At 70.5% G+C, this 19,725-nt stretch carries 22 protein-coding genes; 10 read left to right on the top strand and 12 right to left on the bottom strand.

What is annotated here, in order from left to right; all coding sequences use genetic code 11:
* Window positions 1-150: 150 nt before the first annotated feature.
* Both AAIL68_RS04250 and hrcA read right to left on the bottom strand, forming a co-directional pair.
* Window positions 151-681 carry a nucleotide exchange factor GrpE gene (locus tag AAIL68_RS04250; RefSeq protein ID WP_347138288.1) on the bottom strand — a complete coding sequence of 177 codons (531 nt, stop codon included), beginning with the start codon at window positions 679-681 and terminating at the stop codon, window positions 151-153.
* A gap of 6 nt (window positions 682-687) precedes the next feature.
* The gene (hrcA, locus tag AAIL68_RS04245; RefSeq protein ID WP_347138287.1) at window positions 688-1,743 is read right to left on the bottom strand and encodes a heat-inducible transcriptional repressor HrcA; all 1,056 of its coding nucleotides are present in this window, start codon (window positions 1,741-1,743) and stop codon (window positions 688-690) included.
* A gap of 71 nt (window positions 1,744-1,814) precedes the next feature.
* Here hrcA and rph point away from each other — a divergent pair, with 71 nt between their 5' ends.
* From rph to AAIL68_RS04215, 6 genes are all read left to right on the top strand, one after another.
* Entirely contained in the window at window positions 1,815-2,528 is a 714-nt protein-coding gene (gene rph / locus AAIL68_RS04240; protein ID WP_347138286.1) for a ribonuclease PH, read from the top strand.
* Entirely contained in the window at window positions 2,525-3,133 is a 609-nt protein-coding gene (gene rdgB, locus AAIL68_RS04235) for an RdgB/HAM1 family non-canonical purine NTP pyrophosphatase (protein WP_347138285.1), read from the top strand. Before rph ends, rdgB begins: the two co-directional genes overlap by 4 nt.
* The gene (locus tag AAIL68_RS04230) at window positions 3,126-3,500 is read left to right on the top strand and encodes a RidA family protein (protein ID WP_347138284.1); all 375 of its coding nucleotides are present in this window, start codon (window positions 3,126-3,128) and stop codon (window positions 3,498-3,500) included. The genes rdgB and AAIL68_RS04230 overlap by 8 nt, the downstream gene beginning before the upstream one ends.
* Window positions 3,501-3,523: 23 nt before the next feature.
* A complete protein-coding gene (gene hemW, locus AAIL68_RS04225) occupies window positions 3,524-4,681 on the top strand; it encodes a radical SAM family heme chaperone HemW (protein WP_347138301.1) in 1,158 nt (385 codons plus the stop codon).
* 2 nt (window positions 4,682-4,683) lie between these two features.
* Window positions 4,684-5,037 (top strand): YbaN family protein, encoded by a 354-nt coding sequence (locus AAIL68_RS04220; protein WP_347138283.1) that lies wholly within the window; start codon window positions 4,684-4,686, stop codon window positions 5,035-5,037.
* A 62-nt stretch (window positions 5,038-5,099) separates the two neighbouring features.
* Window positions 5,100-5,354, top strand: coding sequence for a hypothetical protein (locus AAIL68_RS04215; RefSeq protein WP_347138281.1), 255 nt, complete (start codon window positions 5,100-5,102; stop codon window positions 5,352-5,354).
* A 4-nt stretch (window positions 5,355-5,358) separates the two neighbouring features.
* Here AAIL68_RS04215 and AAIL68_RS04210 read toward each other — a convergent pair whose 3' ends face one another.
* From AAIL68_RS04210 to AAIL68_RS04185, 6 genes are all read right to left on the bottom strand, one after another.
* The gene (locus AAIL68_RS04210; protein WP_347138279.1) at window positions 5,359-6,414 is read right to left on the bottom strand and encodes a glycosyltransferase family 4 protein; all 1,056 of its coding nucleotides are present in this window, start codon (window positions 6,412-6,414) and stop codon (window positions 5,359-5,361) included.
* Complete coding sequence (locus tag AAIL68_RS04205; protein WP_347138277.1) at window positions 6,411-7,943, bottom strand: ABC transporter permease subunit; 1,533 nt, start codon at window positions 7,941-7,943, stop codon at window positions 6,411-6,413. Before AAIL68_RS04205 ends, AAIL68_RS04210 begins: the two co-directional genes overlap by 4 nt.
* Window positions 7,940-8,728: an ABC transporter ATP-binding protein gene (locus AAIL68_RS04200; RefSeq protein WP_347138276.1), complete on the bottom strand. Its 789-nt coding sequence runs from the start codon at window positions 8,726-8,728 to the stop codon at window positions 7,940-7,942. The genes AAIL68_RS04205 and AAIL68_RS04200 overlap by 4 nt, the downstream gene beginning before the upstream one ends.
* A complete protein-coding gene (locus tag AAIL68_RS04195) occupies window positions 8,718-9,698 on the bottom strand; it encodes an ABC transporter substrate-binding protein (RefSeq protein ID WP_347138299.1) in 981 nt (326 codons plus the stop codon). The genes AAIL68_RS04200 and AAIL68_RS04195 overlap by 11 nt, the downstream gene beginning before the upstream one ends.
* Window positions 9,699-9,793: 95 nt before the next feature.
* Window positions 9,794-11,347, bottom strand: a complete 1,554-nt coding sequence (locus tag AAIL68_RS04190; protein ID WP_347138275.1) for a sulfatase-like hydrolase/transferase — start codon at window positions 11,345-11,347, stop codon at window positions 9,794-9,796.
* On the bottom strand, window positions 11,344-12,081 hold the full coding sequence (locus tag AAIL68_RS04185) for a CDP-alcohol phosphatidyltransferase family protein (RefSeq protein ID WP_347138274.1): 738 nt from the start codon (window positions 12,079-12,081) through the stop codon (window positions 11,344-11,346). Before AAIL68_RS04185 ends, AAIL68_RS04190 begins: the two co-directional genes overlap by 4 nt.
* A 13-nt stretch (window positions 12,082-12,094) precedes the next feature.
* On the opposite strand from AAIL68_RS04185, the gene AAIL68_RS04180 reads away from it, so the two are divergent.
* Together AAIL68_RS04180 and AAIL68_RS04175 are read left to right on the top strand one after the other, a co-directional pair.
* Complete coding sequence (locus AAIL68_RS04180; protein ID WP_347138272.1) at window positions 12,095-12,244, top strand: hypothetical protein; 150 nt, start codon at window positions 12,095-12,097, stop codon at window positions 12,242-12,244.
* 23 nt (window positions 12,245-12,267) lie between these two features.
* A complete protein-coding gene (locus AAIL68_RS04175) occupies window positions 12,268-12,816 on the top strand; it encodes a cytochrome b (protein WP_347138271.1) in 549 nt (182 codons plus the stop codon).
* A 284-nt stretch (window positions 12,817-13,100) separates the two neighbouring features.
* On the opposite strand, the gene AAIL68_RS04170 is transcribed toward AAIL68_RS04175, so the two are convergent.
* Together AAIL68_RS04170 and AAIL68_RS04165 are read right to left on the bottom strand one after the other, a co-directional pair.
* On the bottom strand, window positions 13,101-13,838 hold the full coding sequence (locus tag AAIL68_RS04170; protein WP_347138269.1) for a DUF4336 domain-containing protein: 738 nt from the start codon (window positions 13,836-13,838) through the stop codon (window positions 13,101-13,103).
* The gene (locus AAIL68_RS04165) at window positions 13,835-14,815 is read right to left on the bottom strand and encodes an SDR family oxidoreductase (RefSeq protein ID WP_347138268.1); all 981 of its coding nucleotides are present in this window, start codon (window positions 14,813-14,815) and stop codon (window positions 13,835-13,837) included. The genes AAIL68_RS04170 and AAIL68_RS04165 overlap by 4 nt, the downstream gene beginning before the upstream one ends.
* Window positions 14,816-15,070: 255 nt before the next feature.
* On the opposite strand from AAIL68_RS04165, the gene AAIL68_RS04160 reads away from it, so the two are divergent.
* Entirely contained in the window at window positions 15,071-15,748 is a 678-nt protein-coding gene (locus AAIL68_RS04160; protein ID WP_347138267.1) for a hypothetical protein, read from the top strand.
* 349 nt (window positions 15,749-16,097) lie between these two features.
* Here the strand turns inward: AAIL68_RS04160 and AAIL68_RS04155 are convergent, their stop codons facing one another.
* Together AAIL68_RS04155 and AAIL68_RS04150 are read right to left on the bottom strand one after the other, a co-directional pair.
* Complete coding sequence (locus AAIL68_RS04155; RefSeq protein ID WP_347138266.1) at window positions 16,098-16,736, bottom strand: response regulator transcription factor; 639 nt, start codon at window positions 16,734-16,736, stop codon at window positions 16,098-16,100.
* A complete protein-coding gene (locus AAIL68_RS04150; RefSeq protein ID WP_347138265.1) occupies window positions 16,733-18,100 on the bottom strand; it encodes a histidine kinase in 1,368 nt (455 codons plus the stop codon). Before AAIL68_RS04150 ends, AAIL68_RS04155 begins: the two co-directional genes overlap by 4 nt.
* 203 nt (window positions 18,101-18,303) lie before the next feature.
* Between AAIL68_RS04150 and AAIL68_RS04145 the strand changes: the two genes are divergently transcribed.
* Window positions 18,304-19,602: a cation:proton antiporter gene (locus tag AAIL68_RS04145; RefSeq protein WP_347138264.1), complete on the top strand. Its 1,299-nt coding sequence runs from the start codon at window positions 18,304-18,306 to the stop codon at window positions 19,600-19,602.
* Window positions 19,603-19,725 lie beyond the last annotated feature (123 nt).

Raw genomic sequence — 19,725 nt, 5'->3', positions numbered from 1 at the left:
TGCCTTGCTTGATGCCGTTGTCAACGGCGGGGTGAATCTTCACCCCGTCAGTGCTGGCCATGGTCCTTCCCTCCCGATGAACCGAACGTTCTGTCACCGTCGCGCCATCGGGAGTTTTCGGCAAGTCAGCGGAAGGTTGTAGCGGACACCCTAGCTGGCAGGCGTGGACGACACGCCGACCTTGGCCGGGCGCAGCAGCCGGTCATGCAGGCGGAAGCCGTTGTCCATGATCTGGATGATCTCTCCGGCGATGGTGCCGGGGACGGCGGCCTCGAACATGGCCTCGTGTTCCTGGGGGTCGAACCTGTCGCCGGGTTTGGGGGTGATCACGGTGATGCCATGCCGGGCAAAGACGTTGTTCAGCTCGCGCAGGGTCAGCTCGACCCCCTCGATGAAGCCCGCGGCGGCGGCGCGCTGCTCCTCTCCGGCGGCATCCAGCGCGCGGGTCAGCGCGTCATGGACCGGCAGCAGGTCGCGGGCCAGGCGCGATCCGCCATATTGCTCGGCCTCGCGGCGGTCCTTGTCGGCGCGCTTGCGGGAATTTTCCGCATCGGCCAGGGCGCGCATCCACTTGTCGCGCAGCTCGTCGCGCTCGGCCGTCAGGGCCGCGACCTCGTCCACGGGCTCGGCCAGCGGATCCGCCAGGATGTCGTCAATGGGCTGTTCGTTCTGGTCGTTCATCACTTCTCATCCTTTCCGGCCGGACAGCACCCGCCCGACCAGTTGCGCGGTATAATCGACGATCGGCACGATGCGGCCATAGTTCAGCCGCGTCGGTCCGATGACGCCAACCGCGCCTACAATCTTCCGGTCGGCATTCATATAGGGCGAAACCACCAGAGCGGAACCCGAAAGCGAAAAAAGCTTGTTCTCGGAGCCGATGAAGATGCGCACCCCCTCGCCCTTTTCCGCCAGTTCCAGGAATTCGACGATGTCGCGCTTGCGTTCCAGGTCGTCGAACAGCACCCGGATGCGGTCCAGGTCGGCGGCCTCCCGGTCCAGCAGGTTCGCGCGGCCCCGCACGATCAGGCGGGGATCGTGCGATTCGGTATCCCACAGCGCCAGCCCCGATTGCACCAGTTCGGCGGCCAGAACGTCCAGTTCCTGACGCCGCGCGGCGATTTCCCGCCCGATATGGCCGCGCAGTTCCGACAGGGTCTTTCCCTCGGCCATGGCGTTCAGGAAATTCCCGGCCTCGCGCATGGACGAGGGCGTCTGGCCCACGGGCGGCGTGAACAGGCGGTTTTCCACATGCCCGTCGGCAAAGACCAGCACCACAAGGGCGCGGTCGGGCCCGAGGCTGACGAATTCGATATGGCGGATCGGGGCCTCGTGCTTGGGCATCAGGACCAGGGACGCGCCGCGCGTGATCGACGACAGCGCCGTGCTGACCCGGTCCAGCAGCACGCCGGTGTCGGGATCGTCGTTGCCCAGCGTCTGGTCGATGGCCGCGCGGTCGGTCGCGGTGACGGTATCGACCTCCATCATGCCGTCCACGAACAGCCGCAAGCCCTGCTGCGAGGGCATCCGCCCGGCGGACACATGCGGGCTGTCCAGAAGCCCCATCAGTTCCAGATCCTGCATGACGTTGCGGATGGTCGCCGCGCTCAGCTTTTCCGACAAGGTGCGGGTCAGGGTGCGCGATCCCACGGGCTCGCCGGTTTCCAGATAGATCTCGACCACGCGGCGGAAGATCTCGCGCGAACGGTCATTCATGTCCTGCAAGGGTGTGTTCTGGTCCATGTCCCTCGAAGGGTTGCGCGATGGGCCGCAGGGGCGGTATGGGGCGGGGATCTTCGCGAAAAGGAAAAACCATGCGCCCGTCTGGCCGGAATCTAAGCCAAATGCGTCCGATTTCAATCGAAACCGGCGTGATGGCCCATGCCGAAGGGTCGTGCCTGATCCGCGTCGGCAACACCCATGTGCTGTGCACCGCATCTCTGGAGGAAACGCCGCCGCGCTTTTTGAAGGGCACGGGGCTTGGCTGGGTCACGGCGGAATACGGGATGCTGCCGCGCGCCACCAACACCCGCAACCGGCGCGAGGCGGCGGCGGGCAAGCAATCGGGCCGCACCCAGGAAATCCAGCGCCTGATCGGCCGGTCCCTGCGGGCGGGCGTGGACCGGGTGGCGCTTGGCGAACGCCAGATCACCATCGACTGCGACGTGATCCAGGCCGACGGCGGCACCCGCTGCGCGTCCATCACCGGGGGCTGGGTCGCGCTGCGGCTGGCGGTGAACAAGCTCTTGAAGGCGGGCGCGATCACCACCGATCCGATCATGGACCATGTGGCCGCCGTGTCCTGCGGGATCTATGCGGGCCAGCCGGTGCTGGATCTGGACTATGCCGAGGACAGCGAGGCCGGGACCGACGGCAATTTCGTCCTGACCGGCGCGGGCCGGCTGATCGAGGTGCAGATGTCGGCGGAAGGCGCGACCTTCTCGCGCGAGCAGATGGGCCAGCTTCTGGATCTGGCCGAAGCGGGCATGGCCGATCTGGTCGCCGCCCAGAAGGCCGCCGTGGCATGAGGCGCTTCGACGGCAAGCGCCTGCTGGTCGCCACCCATAACGCGGGCAAGCTGGACGAGGTGCGCGCCCTGCTGGCCCCCTATGGCGTCGAGGTGATCGGCGCTGCCGAGGCGGGCCTGGCCGAGCCTGCCGAGACGGAAACCACCTTCGTCGGCAATGCCCGCATCAAGGCCCGCGCCGCCGTCGAGGCCACGGGCCTGCCCGCCCTGTCCGACGACAGCGGCATCTGCGTCGATGCCCTGGGCGGCGCGCCGGGCGTCCATACCGCCGACTGGGCCGAGACCGGCAATGGCCGCGATTTCCGCATGGCGATGCAGCGCACCTGGGACGAGCTGGAGGCCGTGAACGCCCCTGCCCCGCGCAGCGCCCAGTTCCGCTGCACGCTGGTGCTGATGTGGCCTGACGGCCATGACGAGGTCTTCGAGGGCGTCTTGCCCGGCCAGGTCGTCTGGCCGCCGCGCGGGGTTGAAGGCCATGGCTATGACCCCATCTTCATGCCGGACGGGCATGACGTGACCCTGGGGGAAATGCCGCCCGCGATGAAGAACAGCCTCAGCCATCGGGCGCGGGCGGTAGAGCGGATGATAAGGGGCAGCTTTGCATAGGATCTCGACCGGATCGCCCTTCGAGGCGGCCATGGGTTACAGCCGCGCCGTGGTGAAGGGCGACTGGTGCTTCGTGTCGGGCACCACCGGATACGACTATGCGGCCATGACCATGCCGGACGATCCCTGCGAACAGGCGCGCAACTGCTTTCGCACGATCTTCTCGGTCCTGGCCGAAGCGGGGTTCGCGCCTGAGGACATCGTGCGCGTGCAATACACCGTCACCGACGCCGCCCTGGTCGAGGCGATCACCCCCGCCCTGGGCGAGGCCCTGGGCGCCATCCGCCCCGCTGCCACCATGGTCATCGCAGGGCTGATCCGACCCGAGATGAAGGTCGAGGTCGAAGTCACGGCGATGCGCGCATGATGATGCCGGGGCGGGACGGCTTTGTGGATGCGGACTGGCGGGCAGGGGGCTTCGGCCTTTACGTCCACTGGCCCTTCTGCGCGGCCAAGTGCCCTTATTGCGACTTCAACAGCCATGTGGTGAGCGGCGTCGATCAGGCCCGTTGGGCTGCCGCCCTGTCCTCGGAAATCGCCCGGCTGGCGGCGGAACTGCCCGGACGGCACCTGGGCAGCATCTTCTTCGGCGGCGGCACGCCGTCCTTGATGGAGCCCGAGACGGTGGACACCGTGCTGCGCGCCGCCCGCGCCGCCTGGGGCTTTGCCAACGATATCGAGATCACGCTGGAAGCGAACCCTACCAGCGTGGAACGCGGACGCTTCCAGGGCTTTGCCCAAGCCGGCGTGAACCGGCTGTCCATGGGCATCCAGGCGCTGAACGACGAAGACCTGCGCCGCCTTGGCCGGATGCATTCGGTGGCCGAGGCGCGCGCGGCCTTCGACGTGGCGCGGTCCTGCTTCGACAGGGTCAGCTTCGACCTGATCTATGCCCGCCAGGGCCAGACGCGCGAGGCCTGGCGGGCGGAACTGGCAGAGGCGCTGTCGATGGCCGTGGATCACCTGTCGCTTTACCAGTTGACCATCGAGCCCGGCACCGCCTTTGGCGCACGGGCGGCGGCGGGCAAGCTGCGCGACCTGCCCGACGACGATCTGGCCGCCGACATGTATCTGGAGACGCAGGAGATCTGCGAGGCGGCGGGGATGGCGGGATACGAGACCTCGAACCACGCCCGGCCCGGATCGGAAAGCCGCCACAACCTCGTCTATTGGCGGCAGGGCGACTGGGCGGCGGTCGGCCCCGGCGCGCATGGCCGGATCACCCTTCCCGGCGGGCGCTTCGCCACCGAGGCGCATCGCGCCCCCGGCGCCTGGCTTCACGCCGTCGAGACAAGGGGAACGGGGGAATCGCTGCGCGAGTTGGTGCCCCTGGATGAACAGGCAACCGAATATCTGCTGATGTCGCTGCGACTGACCGAAGGGCTGGATCTGGCCCGCCATGCCCGGCTGGCCGGAAGCCCGCTGGACCAAGGCGCGATCCGGCGCCTGGAAGATCTGGGCATGGTCGAGGAACGGGACGGCCGGCTACGCACCACCCGCGACGGCCGCCCGCTGCTGAACGCCATCCTGCGCGAACTGGCGGCCTGACGATGCGGGGAATGTGGTATGCCCTTGGCATGGCGGCCCTGGTGCTGGGCGTCGTCGGCATCGCCCTGCCCGTCCTGCCGACCGTGCCTTTCCTGCTGCTGGCGGCGGCGGCATTCGCCCGGTCCAGCCCCCGGCTGGAGCGGCGGATCCTGAACCACCCGACCTATGGCCCGCCGGTCCGCGCCTGGCGCGAACGTGGCGCCATCGGCCGCCTGGCCAAGACCTGGGCCGTGCTGGCCATGGTGGGCGGCGTGGGCTTCAGCTGGCTTGTCGGGATGCCCGGCTGGGTGGTGGCCGCGCAGGCGGCGGTCTGCATGGCCATCGGCGCCTATGTGGTCACGCGCCCTGCAAGCTGAAACGGGAACGCCACCCCCGCTCGGCGAGTTGGGCAGCAAAGCAGGCAGCGAAGGGATCACGCATGACGCAGGCCACATTGACGCTTGACGGGTTTGAACCGCTGCAGGGCACCGTGGAAACCGGCGGCGACTACATCCGGTTCAGGACCGGCAGCCCCATCGACCCCGCCGGGCTTGACCGCCTTCGCCACGGCCGGATCACCATCGACGGCAAGGCCGAGAAGGTGATGGTGAAAAGTGTCCAACCCCATGCTGGCGAAGACGGGACAGAGGGCCTGGAACTGACCCTGCAGCGCTTCGCGCCCTCATCGACCTGATCCCCTAACCGCGCCGGAAGATTTCCGACAGGCGCTGGCTGGCACGATCAGCCACCTGCGGCCAGCCGGGAAGGCGGCGGCCTGCGGCAAGGGCTGCGGCGGACATCGCCTGCCGCCGGGCCGGATCCCCGATCACCAGGCGCATGGCATCGGCGAAGCGGGCCGGATCGTCGGGCGGGACCAGCAGGCCCGCAGGCTGCGGCACGGTGTCGGGCACCGCGCCCGTGCGGCAACTGACGATCGGCAGACCGCGCACCAGCGCCTCGTCGAAGACGATCCCGTATCCTTCGTATCGCGTCGCCAGCGCGAAGACCGAGGCGCGGGCGTAAAGCGCCTCCAGCCCTTCCGCCGGAACGCGGCCCGCCAGCGTGATCCGCCCGGCCATAGGGCTTGCCGCACGCTGACGCTCCAGCGCGGCGGCATGGTCCAGATCCCAAGGGTTGCCCACGATGACCGCCTGCCAGTCCAGGTCGGCCAGCCGCGACAGGGCGTCGATCAGGATGTCGTGGCCCTTGCGGGGGTGCAGGATGCCGACCGACAGGATCAGGGGCGGCGTGACGGGCAAGGGCCGCAGGCGCGGCGCGTCCACGCCGGGGCACAGCACGGTGATGGCATCGGGGGCGACATCATAGCGGTCGATCAGGATGCGGCGGGTATGCGGGCTGGGAACCAGGACATGCCGGGCCAGCCGCAGGTTGTCGCGTTCCGTGCGGAACAGGTGGTCGCGGCGGCCGGGCGACAGCCCGCTTTCCAGCGCCAGCGGATGATGGATCATCGCAACGACCGGCGCGCGCAGCCGGGCGAGCCCTTGCGTGTCGATCGATCCGAACACCAGCCCGTCGAGGATCAGGGGCCGGTCTGCCGGAACATCGGACAGCATCGCCAGCGCCGCCGCCATCTCGGCTGGCGTGGGGTCGGGGAAACCGGCGGGCAGTTGCAGATGCCGCACGTCGTGGCCTGCCCCCCGCAGCCCTTCCAGCAGGCGGCGTTCATAGACAAAGCCGCCCGTCAGGGTGGCGATGTCGCCGGGGATCGCGAAAGCCAGCGGCAGGCGCGTCATGGCGCCATCTGCTCGGGCGCGAAGATGGCCAAGATCCGTCGCTCGACCGCCGCGACCGCTGCATGGAAGGCGCCCGACACCAGCGTGACGGCCACCACCGTCAGCCACAGCATGGCATAGTCCGAAACCGATGCCGACACGGCCATCAGGTTGCCGAGCCCGCGCCCGGTCGCCAGCCACTCGGCCACGGTGGCGGCAAGGACGGCGGCAGGCACGGTCATCCGGGCCGAGGCGAAAAGCGCGGGCAGCATGGCGGGCACGCGGACCTCCGCTATCTGCCGCAGCGGACCGGCCCCATAGCTTCGGAAGAGGTCGAGGACCGGCCCCGGCGCTTGGCCCAACCCCTGCTGGCAGGCGGCGAAGGTCGGAAAAAACACCATCAGCGCGACCAGCGACACGGTGCCCGCAGCGCCCCGCCCCGCCAGCAGAACGACAAGGGGGGCGGTCGTCACGATGGGAATGGACCGAAGCGCCACGGCCAGCGGCGTCATCAGCGCCGACAGGGCGGGCGCCAGCGCCAGCAGGACCGCCAGCCCCGCGCCCCCCGCCAGCCCCGCCGCATAGCCGGGGACCGCCAGGGCGATGGTCTGCCCCGTCGCGGCCAGCAGGGCCGTGGCGGTGCCGGGCTGCCACAACAGCGTGGCCAGCAGATCAGGGGGGCGCTTGGCGAAAAAGCGGTTCAGATCCAGCACTTCCATCCCCGCCCACCAGATCGCCAGCACGACAACGGCCACCAGGGCAGCCTGGTTGGCCCTGCGGACGGGCGATCCGCCGATCCGGCGCGCCGGGGCCAGGATGACCGGCGGCGGATCGGCCAGGATCCGGCGCCCCGCCCAGCCGATGGCCGCGTAAAGGGCGATGGACACCGCCGCCGCCACGGTGGCGACGCCCCACAGGGCCGGAACGTCCAGGTCGCGCGAAAAGCGGACCGTCAGGACACCCAGGCCCCGCTCGGCCCCCGTGAACTCGGCCACCATAGCGCCCAGGATGGCGGCGGGGGCCGAAATCTGCAGCCCCGCCAGAAGATAGGGCAGCGCGGCACGGGCGCGGACATGGACCAGCTCGGCCCAGCGGCCACGGCCATGGCTGCGCACAAGGTCCAGCCAGGCCGAAGGCGCCGCCCGCAATCCTGCAAGCAGGGGGATCAGCGTGGTGTAATAGACGGCCAGGGCCGCCAGCGCGATCTGAGGCCCCTCGCCCGGCCCCATCGCCACGCGCAGGATCGGGCCGGTGGCGATCAGCGGCAGGCAGAAGACCGTCAGGGCCAGCCCGGATACCAGCGGCAGAAGACGCGGCCACAGGATGGCCAAGCCCGCCAGCAGGACCGCCGCCCCGTTGCCCAGCGCAAGGCCCCAGCCGGCATTCGCCAGCGTCACGGCGGCGGCCCGGGTCACAAGGCCGGGGTTCGACCACAGCCACCGGACGACGCCCACTGGGCCCGCCGCCAGGTAACCGCCCCCGGCCCAAGCCAGGGCCTGCCACAGCGCCAGCAACGCGCCCACGCCCGCCAGGCGCGCCGTTCCGGTCATTGCGCCGCCATGGATTGCGGCGGTTCGCCCCCGCCCGCCAGCGATGCCAGGGCCTGGGCGGCAAGCCTTCGGAACACCGGGGTTTCCGTCAGGTCCGCCGGACGGGGATGGGGCAGCGGCACGGGGATGTCGGCGACGATCCGGGCCGGGCGCGGCGACAGGACGACGATGCGGTCCGACAGCAGCACCGCCTCGTCCACGGAATGGGTCACCAGAACCGTGGTCGCGCCCTCGGCCCGCCATAACGGCGGCAGATCCTGCGCCAACTGCCGCCGCGTCAGCGCATCGACGGCAGCGAAGGGCTCGTCCAGCAGCAAAACGCGCGGCTGGCTGGCGAGCGCCCGCGCGATGGCCGCCCGCTGGCGCATCCCGCCCGACAGGGCCGCCGGACGCGCGCCCTGAAAGCCCTCCAGGCCCACAAGGCCGATCAGCCGGTCCACCCCCTGCGGGTCGCGCGGGCGGCGCGCCAGCGTCAGGCCCAGCGCGACGTTCTGCGCAAGGCTCAGCCACGGCAGCAGGCAGGGATCCTGGAAGGCGATGGAAAGGCCCCCTTGGCGGCACAGCGCGACGGGCGGGCTGCCCGCGATGCGCACCTGCCCGGTCGTCGGCTCCTCCAGCCCCGCGATCAGGCGCAAGAGCGTGGTCTTGCCGCAGCCCGACGGCCCGATCAGCGCCGTGGTCTGGCCCGCCGCCAGCGTCAGGTCGATCCCATCGACCGCCGCGACCCCGTTGTCGAACCGCTTGCCAAGGGCCCGGCAGGCGATATCCGCAGCCTCAGCCCCCATGGACTTCTTCAAGGATCGAGCGGTCCCACAGATCAGACGTCACCTGCCTGCCCAGCAGGGACAGGGTGCGGATATTCGCCTCGACGGCGTCGTCGGTCCACCAGGCGAAGCCCTTGGCATCTGTCAGGGGGGAAAACATCAGCGGCACCTGCCGTTCCGCCTGTAGCCTTTGCACCGCCGGATCCAGGCCCGCGTCGGGAAACATCCGCACCGTCAGCTCCGCCGCCGCGCCGGTATCGGTGCGGCAGGCGTCCCATCCCCGCGCCTCGCCCGCCATCAGCGCCACCAGTTCCGCGCGGCGGGTGGCAAGGCTGTCAACGGTGGCGATATAGGTCTGCGACTGCAGGGCATAGCCGTGATCGGCCAGCAGCATCGTTTCCGCCGCGATCCCCCGGACGGCCATGGCCACGGGCAGGTCGGTTTCCCAGCAGAGCAGGCAATCGACCTCTCCGGCAAGCAGGGGTTGGGCCGAATACTGCGTCGGCACGATGCGGATCGCGCCCATGTCGATGCCGTTCAGGCTGCACAGCGCTTGCAGGACCGGGGTGTTGGCGACCGCCATGCCGATCCGCCTGCCCGGCAGGTCGTCGGGCGACCGCACGGGGTTGTCGGGCAGCGAGGCGATGGCAAAGGGGTTCTTCTGCATCGCCACGCCGATGATCCTGAAGGGGGCGCCCTGCGCCACCGCCGCGGCGGTGTAGTCCGCGGCCGAGATGCCCACCAGGGCCCTGCCCGTGACCACCGGCGGCTCGACCGGGGCGTTCGGCCCGCCCTGCAGCAGCGACACGTCCAGCCCCGCCTCCCTCCACCAGCCCCGGCTTTGGGCGATATAGCTGCCCGCGAACTGGACGGAATGCAGCCAGGACAATTGCAACGCGACGGGGGTCTGCGCGCGCGCCGGACGGACCAGGCCCGTCCCGGCCAAGGCGATTCCGGCCGCGCCTGCCCCCAGCAGGCCCCGCCGCGTCATCGGGAAAGGCGACATCACGACCTCCTTCGTTCGGGCGCGGCAAGGCCGGGCCTTCCGTCATTTGATGCCCAAGCCGCGCCGCAAAGCAACCGGCATCATGGGCGCGGCCCATGCCCGCCGAAGCCGCGCAGGATCAGGTCGCGCATCCGGTCCATGGGGATGGCCTGCTGCCCGGGGGGCGGGATCAGGCCGGGCGCCAGCCCCCAGCCTGCCGCGCGTTCCACCAGAGGCGCGGGGCCGATCAGGTGGATCGGGACATCCGCGCCGCCGCCCATGGCGACCCAGGGCGCCGCCCCGTGATCGCCCAGGACGATCATCAGCGGCGGATCGGCGGCGTGCAGGCGCGCATAATCCATCACGGTTTCCAGGCTGTAGCCGATGGCCTCGCGATAGGCGCGGCGCACGCGGTCCCGGTCGCGCCAGACCACCTCGGGCGGGTCGCCGGACAGGGCCATCGGGTCGAACACCGACCCGTCGCCCACCCTGTCCCAGGGCAGCAGGCGCGGCACCGGCACCCATGGCGCGTGCGAGGAAACCAGCGCGACCTGCGCGAACAGATAGGGCGGCGCGTTCGACGGGCGCAGCAGCCGGTCGGCTGCCGCCAGCGTGAACTGGTCGGGCATCGTCACCCAGTTGAACGGCAGCCCGCGATAGCCCAGGTCGGCTGCGGCGAGGATCCGGTCGAATCCCATCTTTTCGCCCTCGGGCCAGGGCAGGGTGATGGCGGGCATCACCGCCGCCGTGCGAAAACCCGCCCGGCGGGCGTGGTGGAACAGCCCCTGCCTGCCGCTGGCCAGAACGGCGCCATGGCGCGCCCCGTCCGCGATCCACAGCCCGTTCGCGAAGGTGGCATGGGACAGCCAGCTTTGGCCCCCCTGCGTCGGCGCCGTCAGAAAGCCCGACCGCATCGCCAGCCCGGCCCCGGCCAGGGCCCGTTCGGCGGCGCGCAACGTGTTTCCATGCATCCCGGCATGGAAGGGCACGTCGAAGCTGGCCCGGCCATAGCTTTCGACAAAGATGACCAGCACGTCCCGGTCGATGTCCACCAGAAGGCCGGTAGCTTGGGCAAACCCGTCCTGCGCGGCCAGCAGCCTCGTCTGCCGCAGATCCCGTGCCGTTTTCCGCACAAGCTCGATCCGGGCCAGGACATAGGGGCCGTTTCCGGCCCAGCCCTGCTCCAGTCCGGCGGCGGCCAGCGACAGGGCGGCAAGCGCCGCAAGGCCCATCCGCCCGCCAGTCCGCCCCCGCCAGCGGGACCAGACCCCGCCTGCCCACCACAGCAGCCAAGCCCCTGCCCCGGCGGCGATCGCTGTCACGGCCAGTCCCAGCGCAAGCCCCCCAATCCCGACGCTTCCGGCAACCAGCCGCAGTCCCGCCGTGACCAGCGGCAGGTCCACCATGACGTTGAAGACCCGCCCGAAGGCCGCCATCATGGCAAGATCCGCGATCTTCTGGATTGCCAGAACCCACAGCGCGGCCACGATTGCCACACGCCCGACCCGCCCCCCGCAGGACAGCGCCAGCAGGACCAGCGGCAGTTCGGGGGCGATCCGCAGCAGCGCCTCGGCCACGGGCATCGGCGCGGCGGGCAGGGCCAGGACCAGATGGATGACCCCCGCCGAGGCCAGAAGCCGTGCGAGGTTCGTCATCGCCGCGCCCACAGCCAGCGGATGTCCACCGCAAAGGACCAGATCAGCGCCCCGGCGGCCAGGCGCGCCAGGATGATCGCCCCGTCGCGCGAAGGCAGCGGCGTTTGCAGCAGGATCAGCACGGCGATCTGCAGCACGCAGACGGCCTTGCGCCAGCGGCGGTCGGGCAGGTCGGCCCGCAGCCAGGGCCAGGCAAGGCCCGCCAGCACGAAGCCATAGCGGATCAGCCCCAGCACCAGGATTTCCGCCCCGACCGCCGTTCCCGCCAGGATATGCAGCGACAGGACAAGCGCCAGCCCGGCATCGACCTCCATGTCGAAGCGCGCGCCGAAGCGGGAGGCCAGTCCGCTGCGCCGGGCTAGGTGCCCGTCAAGTCCGTCGAGCATCAACCCGATGCCCGCCACCCCCGCCACGGCCCAGCCCGCCGCCTGCCCCCCGATCAGCGGCGACAGCAGCGAGCAGGCCAGTGCCGCGCGCAGCAGCGTCACCGCGTTGCAGGCCCCGAACCGGCAGTGGGGATAGCCGCGCCGCATCTGGACGGCCACCGTCAGGCAGACCAGCAGAAAGACCGCGACCGCGCCCCGCAGTCCCGCCGCCGTCCCGCCAAGCACCGCTTGCAGCGCCACGATCACCACGGTCCCCCCAAGCGCGGCCAAGGCCAGCGGGACCAGGACAGGCCCGGCGCGGTGGGACAGTCGGGTGCGGTCCAAGCTTGCGGATCGGGTGTCGCGCATGGGCCCAAGCCTTATGCCACGCCCGCATTCCGTCAAGCGGCCGCCGCTGCGCGAAACCCACGCCTTCTGTTGCAGCATTTCGGCTGCCGAAATGCTGCAGGCGGCTATTCTTGGGCATTTTCAGACGCAAAACCGGGATCCACTTTTGCTGAAAATGCTTTAGGCTGCCCGGAAAGGAGCCGCGCCATGGCCGACCGCCCGCCGGGCTACCGCCCGCCTGCCCGATTGCTGCACTGGATCACCGCGCTTGCCGTGCTGCTGATGATCCCGGCGGGGATCGTGATGACCCGCGAAGGCATCCCCAGGCCGCTGCAGGACACGCTGTTCCTGTTTCACAAGAACACGGGCGTGCTGCTGGTGCCCGTGATTCTGGCGCGCATCCTGTACCGGCTGGCGCACAGGCCGCCGCCGCTGCCGCTTTCGATGCCCGCGTGGCAGCGGCGCGCGGCAGGGGCCTCTCACGCGATGCTCTATCTGCTGCTGGTCATCATGCCGGTCAGCGGCTTTGTCCGCGTCCGCGCGGGCGGCTTTCCGGTCGAGCTTCTGGACTGGCTGGGCGCCGGGCCCTGGATCGCGAAATCCGAACGGGTGGCGGAAACCGCCCAGGCCATCCATTTCACCGGCGCCCTTGTCCTGATCGCCGTGCTGACGGTCCATGTCGCCGCCGCCTGCCACCATGCCCTGATCCGGCGCGATGGCGTCTGGTCGCGGATGTGGCCGGTCGGGGGCGGATAGGCATTCCGCAAACGGAAGGCAGCGCAGTTCACGCGCCCGAACAGGCGGGACCAGGAAACGCATGCGTTTCCCCCGCCTGCGCGCGACATCGCCATCAGAGACAGTGCCATCCCGCGATCCCTTGAGGGCAGCGCCCGACCCGAGGGGGGCGTGAAGCGCCCGCCTGGGGGCGGGGCGGGCGCTGGCCGGGCCTTTGAGGCCCGGCGGTCGTCGTGGCACCCGTATCGCGTGGCGAAGGCGATGGCCTTCGCCAGATCAAGGGCGCTGCTGAATATCGACCCGCCCTATCCCGCAAGCCATCGCAGCGACCGTTCCAGCCGTTCGGCGCCGTCGCGGTCGAACCACGTCCCATGGGCGAAGATGACCCGTTCGGGGCGCGTGGCGACAAGGCGGCGTCCGGCCTCGCGCGCGGGTGCGCCGCCCAGCCTGACGATGGCGCGCAGATAGGCCGGGGCGCGGCCATGGGGCGCCAGCACGCCCGCCGCAGCCGCCAGGGGGCGCAGCAGGACCGGCAGCTTCGCGCGCTCGAAGTTCTGGACCATGTCGGCCAGGACCAGCGTGCGGCCAGGGCGGTGATGCAGCGCGACCTCGCAAAAGCCGCCTGCCCCGTGGACCGCGATCTGCGCCAGTTCGCCTGGCCAGCCGGGGGCCGAGGCATCGCCCAGGTCATGGTCCAGCCGCAACCCCGCGCGGCGGACCTGCGCGCGCTTGCGCAATCCCGGCGCGGCCCAGGTCGTGGCCTCGGGGAACCGCTGCTGCCAGTCCTTCAGAAAGGTCCAATGCGCGATGTTCGGCGCGACAAGGTGGCGGACCGGCCCGAGCCCGGCGATCTGCCGTTCAAGATCCGGGGTCAGCCGGGACGGCGAATGGACCAGCACCTGGCCCGACGCCAGGCGGATGACCGTTGTCCGCAGCGGGATCGGCACGACGCCCATGGCCTTCATCGGGCCGCTGTCCACCACCCAGATGCCGTCGGTGACGGGCTTCAGGGTATCCAGCGGCGGATAGGTGACATCGGTCATCGCCGCCGCCCCTTCAACGCCACGGCCACCACCCCCAGCGCGGCGAGGCCCAAGGCCACGCCCGTGACCGTCGGCCGCTGCGCGGGCGAGCGGAGGCCCCCGTCGATGCCGCCGGGACTTGCCGGGGGGCGGAACAGGGTGCCGCCGTCGATGGCGGTGCGGGGCGCGCGGCGGAAATAGGATTCCAGGAACAGGGCCGTCGCCCGCGTCGTCAGTTCCGGCGAAACGGCATGGGCCAGCCGGATCAGCGCCGTGGGCGCGCCCAGCATGGTTGTCGGACGCGGCCGCGCCGCCACAGCCACGATGGCATCCGCCACCCGGCGGGCATCCAGCATCGGCGGCGGTGCCGACAGTTCGCGCCCCGTATAGTTCGCCCCATGCGCGATCCCCGGCGTGTCCACGAAGGACGGGTAGATGTCGCAGATATGGATGCCGGGTTCGTGCATAAGCTCTCCCCGCAGCGCCTCGGCAAAGCCGCGCAGGCCGAACTTGCTGGCGCTGTAGGCCGCGGCATAGGGCGCGGCGGCAAAGCCGCCCAGCGAGATCATGTTGATGAAGACGCCCCGGCGCTGGCGCAGGAAGACCGGCAGCACGGCATGGGCGTCGTTCATGTGGCCGATCAGGTTGGTCCTGACCACCTGCTCATGCGCCTCGATGGGGACTTCGTGAAAGGCGCCCACCGCGCCGGTGCCCACGTTGCTGACCCAGATGTCGATGCCGCCCCCGTAATCGGCCGCCTGCTGCACGACCTCGGTGATCGCCATGGCGTCGGTGATGTCGGCGGCGATGGCCAGCGCGTCGGCGCCCAGGTCGCGGCAGTCCTGGGCCACCGCCTCGGTCGCGCCCCCGTCGCGCGCGACAAGGACCAGGCGCGCGCCTTGGCGGGCAAAGGCCTCGGCCGTGGCTTGGCCGATGCCGCTGGAGGCGCCGGTGATGACGACCGTCGCGCCGCGTATCGAGTTCCGATGGGCTTTCATCCCTGCGATTCCCCTGCGGTGGATCCGTCTTCGAACCGCGGATGGCGGACAATGTTCCCCGCCGCAGGGCAGGCCCATCGCGGCCAGCCATGGCAGAAGGCAGCCCCGTCGTTCCGGGATGGCCCGTCAGGGCGCTGCCTGGCCGGACCTTTGCGGCGCGCGGGCTGGACCTTGGTCCGATCCCTTCAAGGGCAAGCCGTGCTTCACTGCAAGGGTGCTTCGATGCCTCAGGGCCAGACAAGAAAGGACATTCCCATGCGTAATCCAGCATCTTCCCTGCATCGCCCGGCGAAATCCCGGCTGCTGCTGGTGCTGCTTGCCGGTGCGGCCATCGCCGCCCCGGTCGCGCCGGACTTCGGCCAGGGCAAGGCCCCGACGCTTTCCGCGGCCTTTGCCCATGCCCGTGGCGGCGATGACGGCGGCGGCGACGACAATGGCGGAGGTCGTGGCGGCGATGGCGGCGGCCATGGTCGCGGCGGTGACGACAACGGCGGCGGCCGCGACAGCGGAGGCCACGGTCGCGGCGGCGATGACGGCAACGGTGATGACAGCGGCGGCCATGGCCGTGGCGGAGACGACAAGGGCGGCGACGACAATGGCGGGCGCGGCCGGGGCGGCGACGACCGGGGCGATGACCACGGACGCGGCCGGGGCGCCGATGACGGTGCCGGAAACGACGATCGTGGCCGGGGACGCGGACGGGACGATGACCGCAAGGCCGGGCGCGATCCCGGCACCATCGGGACGCCCGGCGACCGCACGCCCGCGCGCTTGGAACGCTCGGCCCGAGGGATCGAGGTGACCTATGCCGACGGCTGGCGCGAGGAGCTGGAAAACGGCCGCTACGAGTTGAAGGACGCGCAGAACCGCACCGTGGTCGAGCGTCCCGCCACCCGGCAGGATTATAACCGCCTGGGCGCCCTTGCCCGCTGACCAGACGCGCGGGACGGCACCCCTGGGGCGGACCGGCATTCACCCCTGCGCCGCCCTTGATCTGGCGAAGGCCCTCACCTTCGCCACGCGATGAGATTGCTACCCAAACCGCCGGGCCCCAAAGGCCCGGCCAGCGCCCGCCTTGCTGGGGCTTCGCCCGTTCGTCGCGAAAAAGGTCCACCGGACCTTTTTCCGGGCACTCCTCACCTTCCGGCGGGCGCTTACACGCCCACCGGGTCGGGCGCCAGCCTCTCGTGGGTACGGGATGGCACCGTCTCTGGCGGAACCCGATCACGCGGGCGGGGAAGCGGACTGCACCCCCCTTGTATCTGCTGAATGTCGATCCGCCCTAGCCGTCGCCCCATCGCCTTTGCGCCACAAGCGCGGCTTCGGTGCGGTTGCGCAGATGCAGCTTCTGCAGGATCTGGGTCATGTGATGCTTGACCGTGCGTTCCTGCAGGTCGAGGCGCCGGGCGACCTCCTTGTTGGACAGGCCGGACGACACGAGGCGCAGGATTTCCTCCTCTCGCGCGGTCAGGGATGCCAGGGGATCGGCGGTGGCCTGGGGCCTGCGCATCCGGGTCAGCAGCCGCGCGGCAAGGGCCGGGGCCACATGGCTTTCCCCCGCCATCACGCGTCCGAGGATCGCGACCAGTTCGGCCCCGCCGATGCCTTTCAGAAGATAGCCCCGCGCGCCGCCCTCCAGGGCGGCAAAGACGGCGTCGCTGTCCTCGGACACGGTCAGCATCACCGCCACGGGGGCGGGATCGAGCCGCATGATCCGTTCCAGCGCCCACAGCCCCCCCTGCGGCATGGACAGATCCAGCAGCACCATGTCGGGCGCCAGCCGCGCGGCCTCCTCCACCGCCTCGGCGCCCGAGGCGGCGGTGCCGACCACCAGGAAATGGCCGCTTTCGGCCAGGGTCCGGGCGACCCCTTCGCGAAACAGCGGATGGTCGTCCGCCACCAGAACGCGGTGCATGGTCATGTCGTCACCTCCATCCACAACTCGGTCCGGCCATCCCTGCGATCAAGGCCGAAATGCCCGCCCAGCGCCTCGACCCGGTCGCGCAGGCCGGAAAGGCCAAGGCCCGGCGCGGCCTCAGACGCCGGCCCCGGCCCGGTATCGCGCACCGCCAGGCGCAGGACGGCCGCCGAACAGGACAGGACGACCGCAAGGTCCGATCCGGGAGCGTGGCGGCTGGCATTGTTCAGCCCTTCCTGCGTGAAGCGGAACAGGCAGACCCGCAGGGCGGGCGTCAGCGGCGCCGTGCATTCGCCCTCGACCGCCAGATCCACCGGCTGGCCGCTGCGCGCGCCATGGGCCTCGGCGGCAAGGCGGACGATCTGCGGGGCGGACAGGCCCGCCACCTCGGGCAGGACCAGCCCGCGCGAGATCGCCCGGATTTCCGTCATCGCCCGGTCCAGCGCCTCGCGCAGGTCGGCCAGCTCGCCCGGCGGGTGATCCATCGCCCGGCCCAGCGCATCGACGCGCAGGCTGGCATAGGCCAGGTATTGCGCCGGACCGTCATGCAGATCCGCCCCGATGCGGCGCAGCCCGTGTTCGGTTGACAGGACGGCGCGTCCGGCGGCCTGCTGGACCCGCAGGCGCAGCGCCTCGTTCCGGTCGGACAGGCGCCGCAGGTCCGCCAGGCGGCGGTCCAGGGCGCGGCGCTGCCGTTCGATGGTGCGGCTGCCCCCATAGACGATGGCGTAGAGCAGAGATCCCAGCCCCAGCCCCGCGCCCCCCACGACCGCCAGCGCCATGTTGCGCGAGGCGGTCAGGTCGGCCTTCAGCTTGGGATCGGCCACGTAAACCTCGGCCACGGCGATGATCTCTCCGGTCCAGTCGGCGCGGACCGGGCTGTAGATCTCCAGCAGGGGCACGCCCAGGGCATGTTCGGCCATGTCCTCTTCCTCGGCCTCGTCCTCGAAGGTGGCGGCGATGCGGCCCGACCAGGCTTGGCGCAACTCGTCCGAAGGGGGAAAGATCCGGCCGATCAGTTCCGGGTCCGAGGCCTCGATCACCAGCCCGCCGGGGCGCCAGATCTTGTAGGACAGGACGCGATCCCCCATCGGCGTGCCCGGCAGCACCTCCTGCAGGGCGCGCCGCATCGCGGGCGAGGGCGACTGGCCGCTGACATAGCTTTCGACCACGGGATGAAGGAAGCTGTCCATGTAGAGCGCCGCGGCGGTGGCGGTGTTGCGGACCACGGTCTGCTGGATCCGCTGCGCCGTCAGGCCGCCGACCAGAAGGCCGAAGACCAGAAGGACCAGCCCGCCCGCCAGTCCGAAGCGCGTGGCCAGCGACGCGCCGTTCCATGATGTGCGAACCCGATCCAGCCCCAGCATGGCCCATGATCCCCCGAATGCCCGGAAAGGGATACTGGACTGAAGTCCGAACGGATCAAGCCGGCCCGTTCCGCAATTTCCCTTGGCCTGCGCGATCACCCTTGCCGATGCCGCGACGCCCGCTGGCGGCAGGAAGGCCGCGTGTTCGCGCCGGATGCGGTTGCGACCATGCCACCGGAAGCCCCCCTGCGGCGTTGACGGGCATGACCACGCTGTTCCAGCCTGACCCCTACATCCTTGTCCTGACCGGCGCGGGCGTCCTGATCGCCCTGGTGGCCTGGCTGCCCCTGGCGCTGCGGCGGCTGCCCTTGTCGCTGCCCATCGTCTGCATCGGCCTGGGGGCGGCGATCTTTTCGCTGCCGCAGGCGGGGCTGGCGCCCCTGCCCCTGGCCTATCCCGAGATCACCGAGCGGTTCACCGAATTTGTCATCATCATCGCACTGATGGGGGCGGGACTGAAGCTGGACCGGGTCTTCGGGCTGCGCCGCTGGCAGGTGACCTGGCGGCTGATCCTCGTGACCCTTCCGCTCAGCATCGCGGCGATCACGGCTCTCGCCGGGACATGGATGGGGCTGTCCTGGCCCGTTGCGTTGCTTCTGGGCGCCTCGCTCGCGCCGACCGACCCGGTCCTGGCCTCGGACGTGCAGGTGGGCCCACCCAAGAGCGGAGAGGAGGACGAGGTGCGCTTCGGCCTGACATCCGAGGCGGGCATGAACGACGGCGCGGCCTTTCCCTTTGTCCACCTGGCCATCGCCCTGTCCCTGGCCGCCGCCACGGGCGAGCCCTGGGCCGCCAAATGGCTGGCCTACAACGTGCTGTGGGAAATCGGCGCGGGGGTCGCGGGCGGATACCTGATCGGCCGCGCCTTCGGCTGGATCACCTTCCGCATCCCCGCCGAAACCAAGCTTGCGCAGACCGGCGACGGGCTGATCGCGCTGTCCGCCACCTTCCTGTCCTATGGCCTGACCGAGATCATCCATTCCTATGGCTTCCTGTCGGTCTTCGTCACCGCCCTGACCTTCCGCCATGCCCATCGCAGCCACGATTTCCACCGCGAGATGCACGATGTCACCGAACAGGTCGAACGCCTGGCGATGATGGTGCTTCTGCTGCTGTTCGGCGGCGCGCTGGCCAGGGGGCTGCTGGACGCCCTGGCCTGGACGGATATCGCCGCGGCGCTGGTGATCCTGCTGGTGATCCGGCCCGTGACCGGGCTGATCGGCCTGCGGGGCTTCCGGGCGGCCTGGGGCGAAAAGCTGACGATCGCCTTTTTCGGCATCCGGGGCATGGGCTCGATCTACTACATGGCCTATGGGCTGAACCACATGGAGGTCGCGGGGGCCGAGCGGCTTTGGGCCATCGTCGGCCTGGTGGTGCTGCTGTCCATCCTGATGCACGGGCTGACGGTGACGCCCGTCATGCGCCATCTCGACCGCAGCAGCGGCCGCGATCCCGATGCCGACACGCCCTTCGCGGCATCCTCCGACAGGGCGGGCCGGTGATGTTCCGGCGGACAGAATCGGGTGCCCCTGGAGGCGCCGGGGAAACAGGCAGCGCGCCGGTGGGCGCCATCCGGCCGCCGCGCCTGCCGCCGGAATCCGCGAAAGCGGGCTTCAGGCCCATGG

The sequence above is a fragment of the Paracoccus sp. SSK6 genome, from assembly GCF_039770665.1.
Lineage (GTDB): Bacteria > Pseudomonadota > Alphaproteobacteria > Rhodobacterales > Rhodobacteraceae > Paracoccus.
This window is presented reverse-complemented; position numbering and strand designations above follow the sequence as displayed.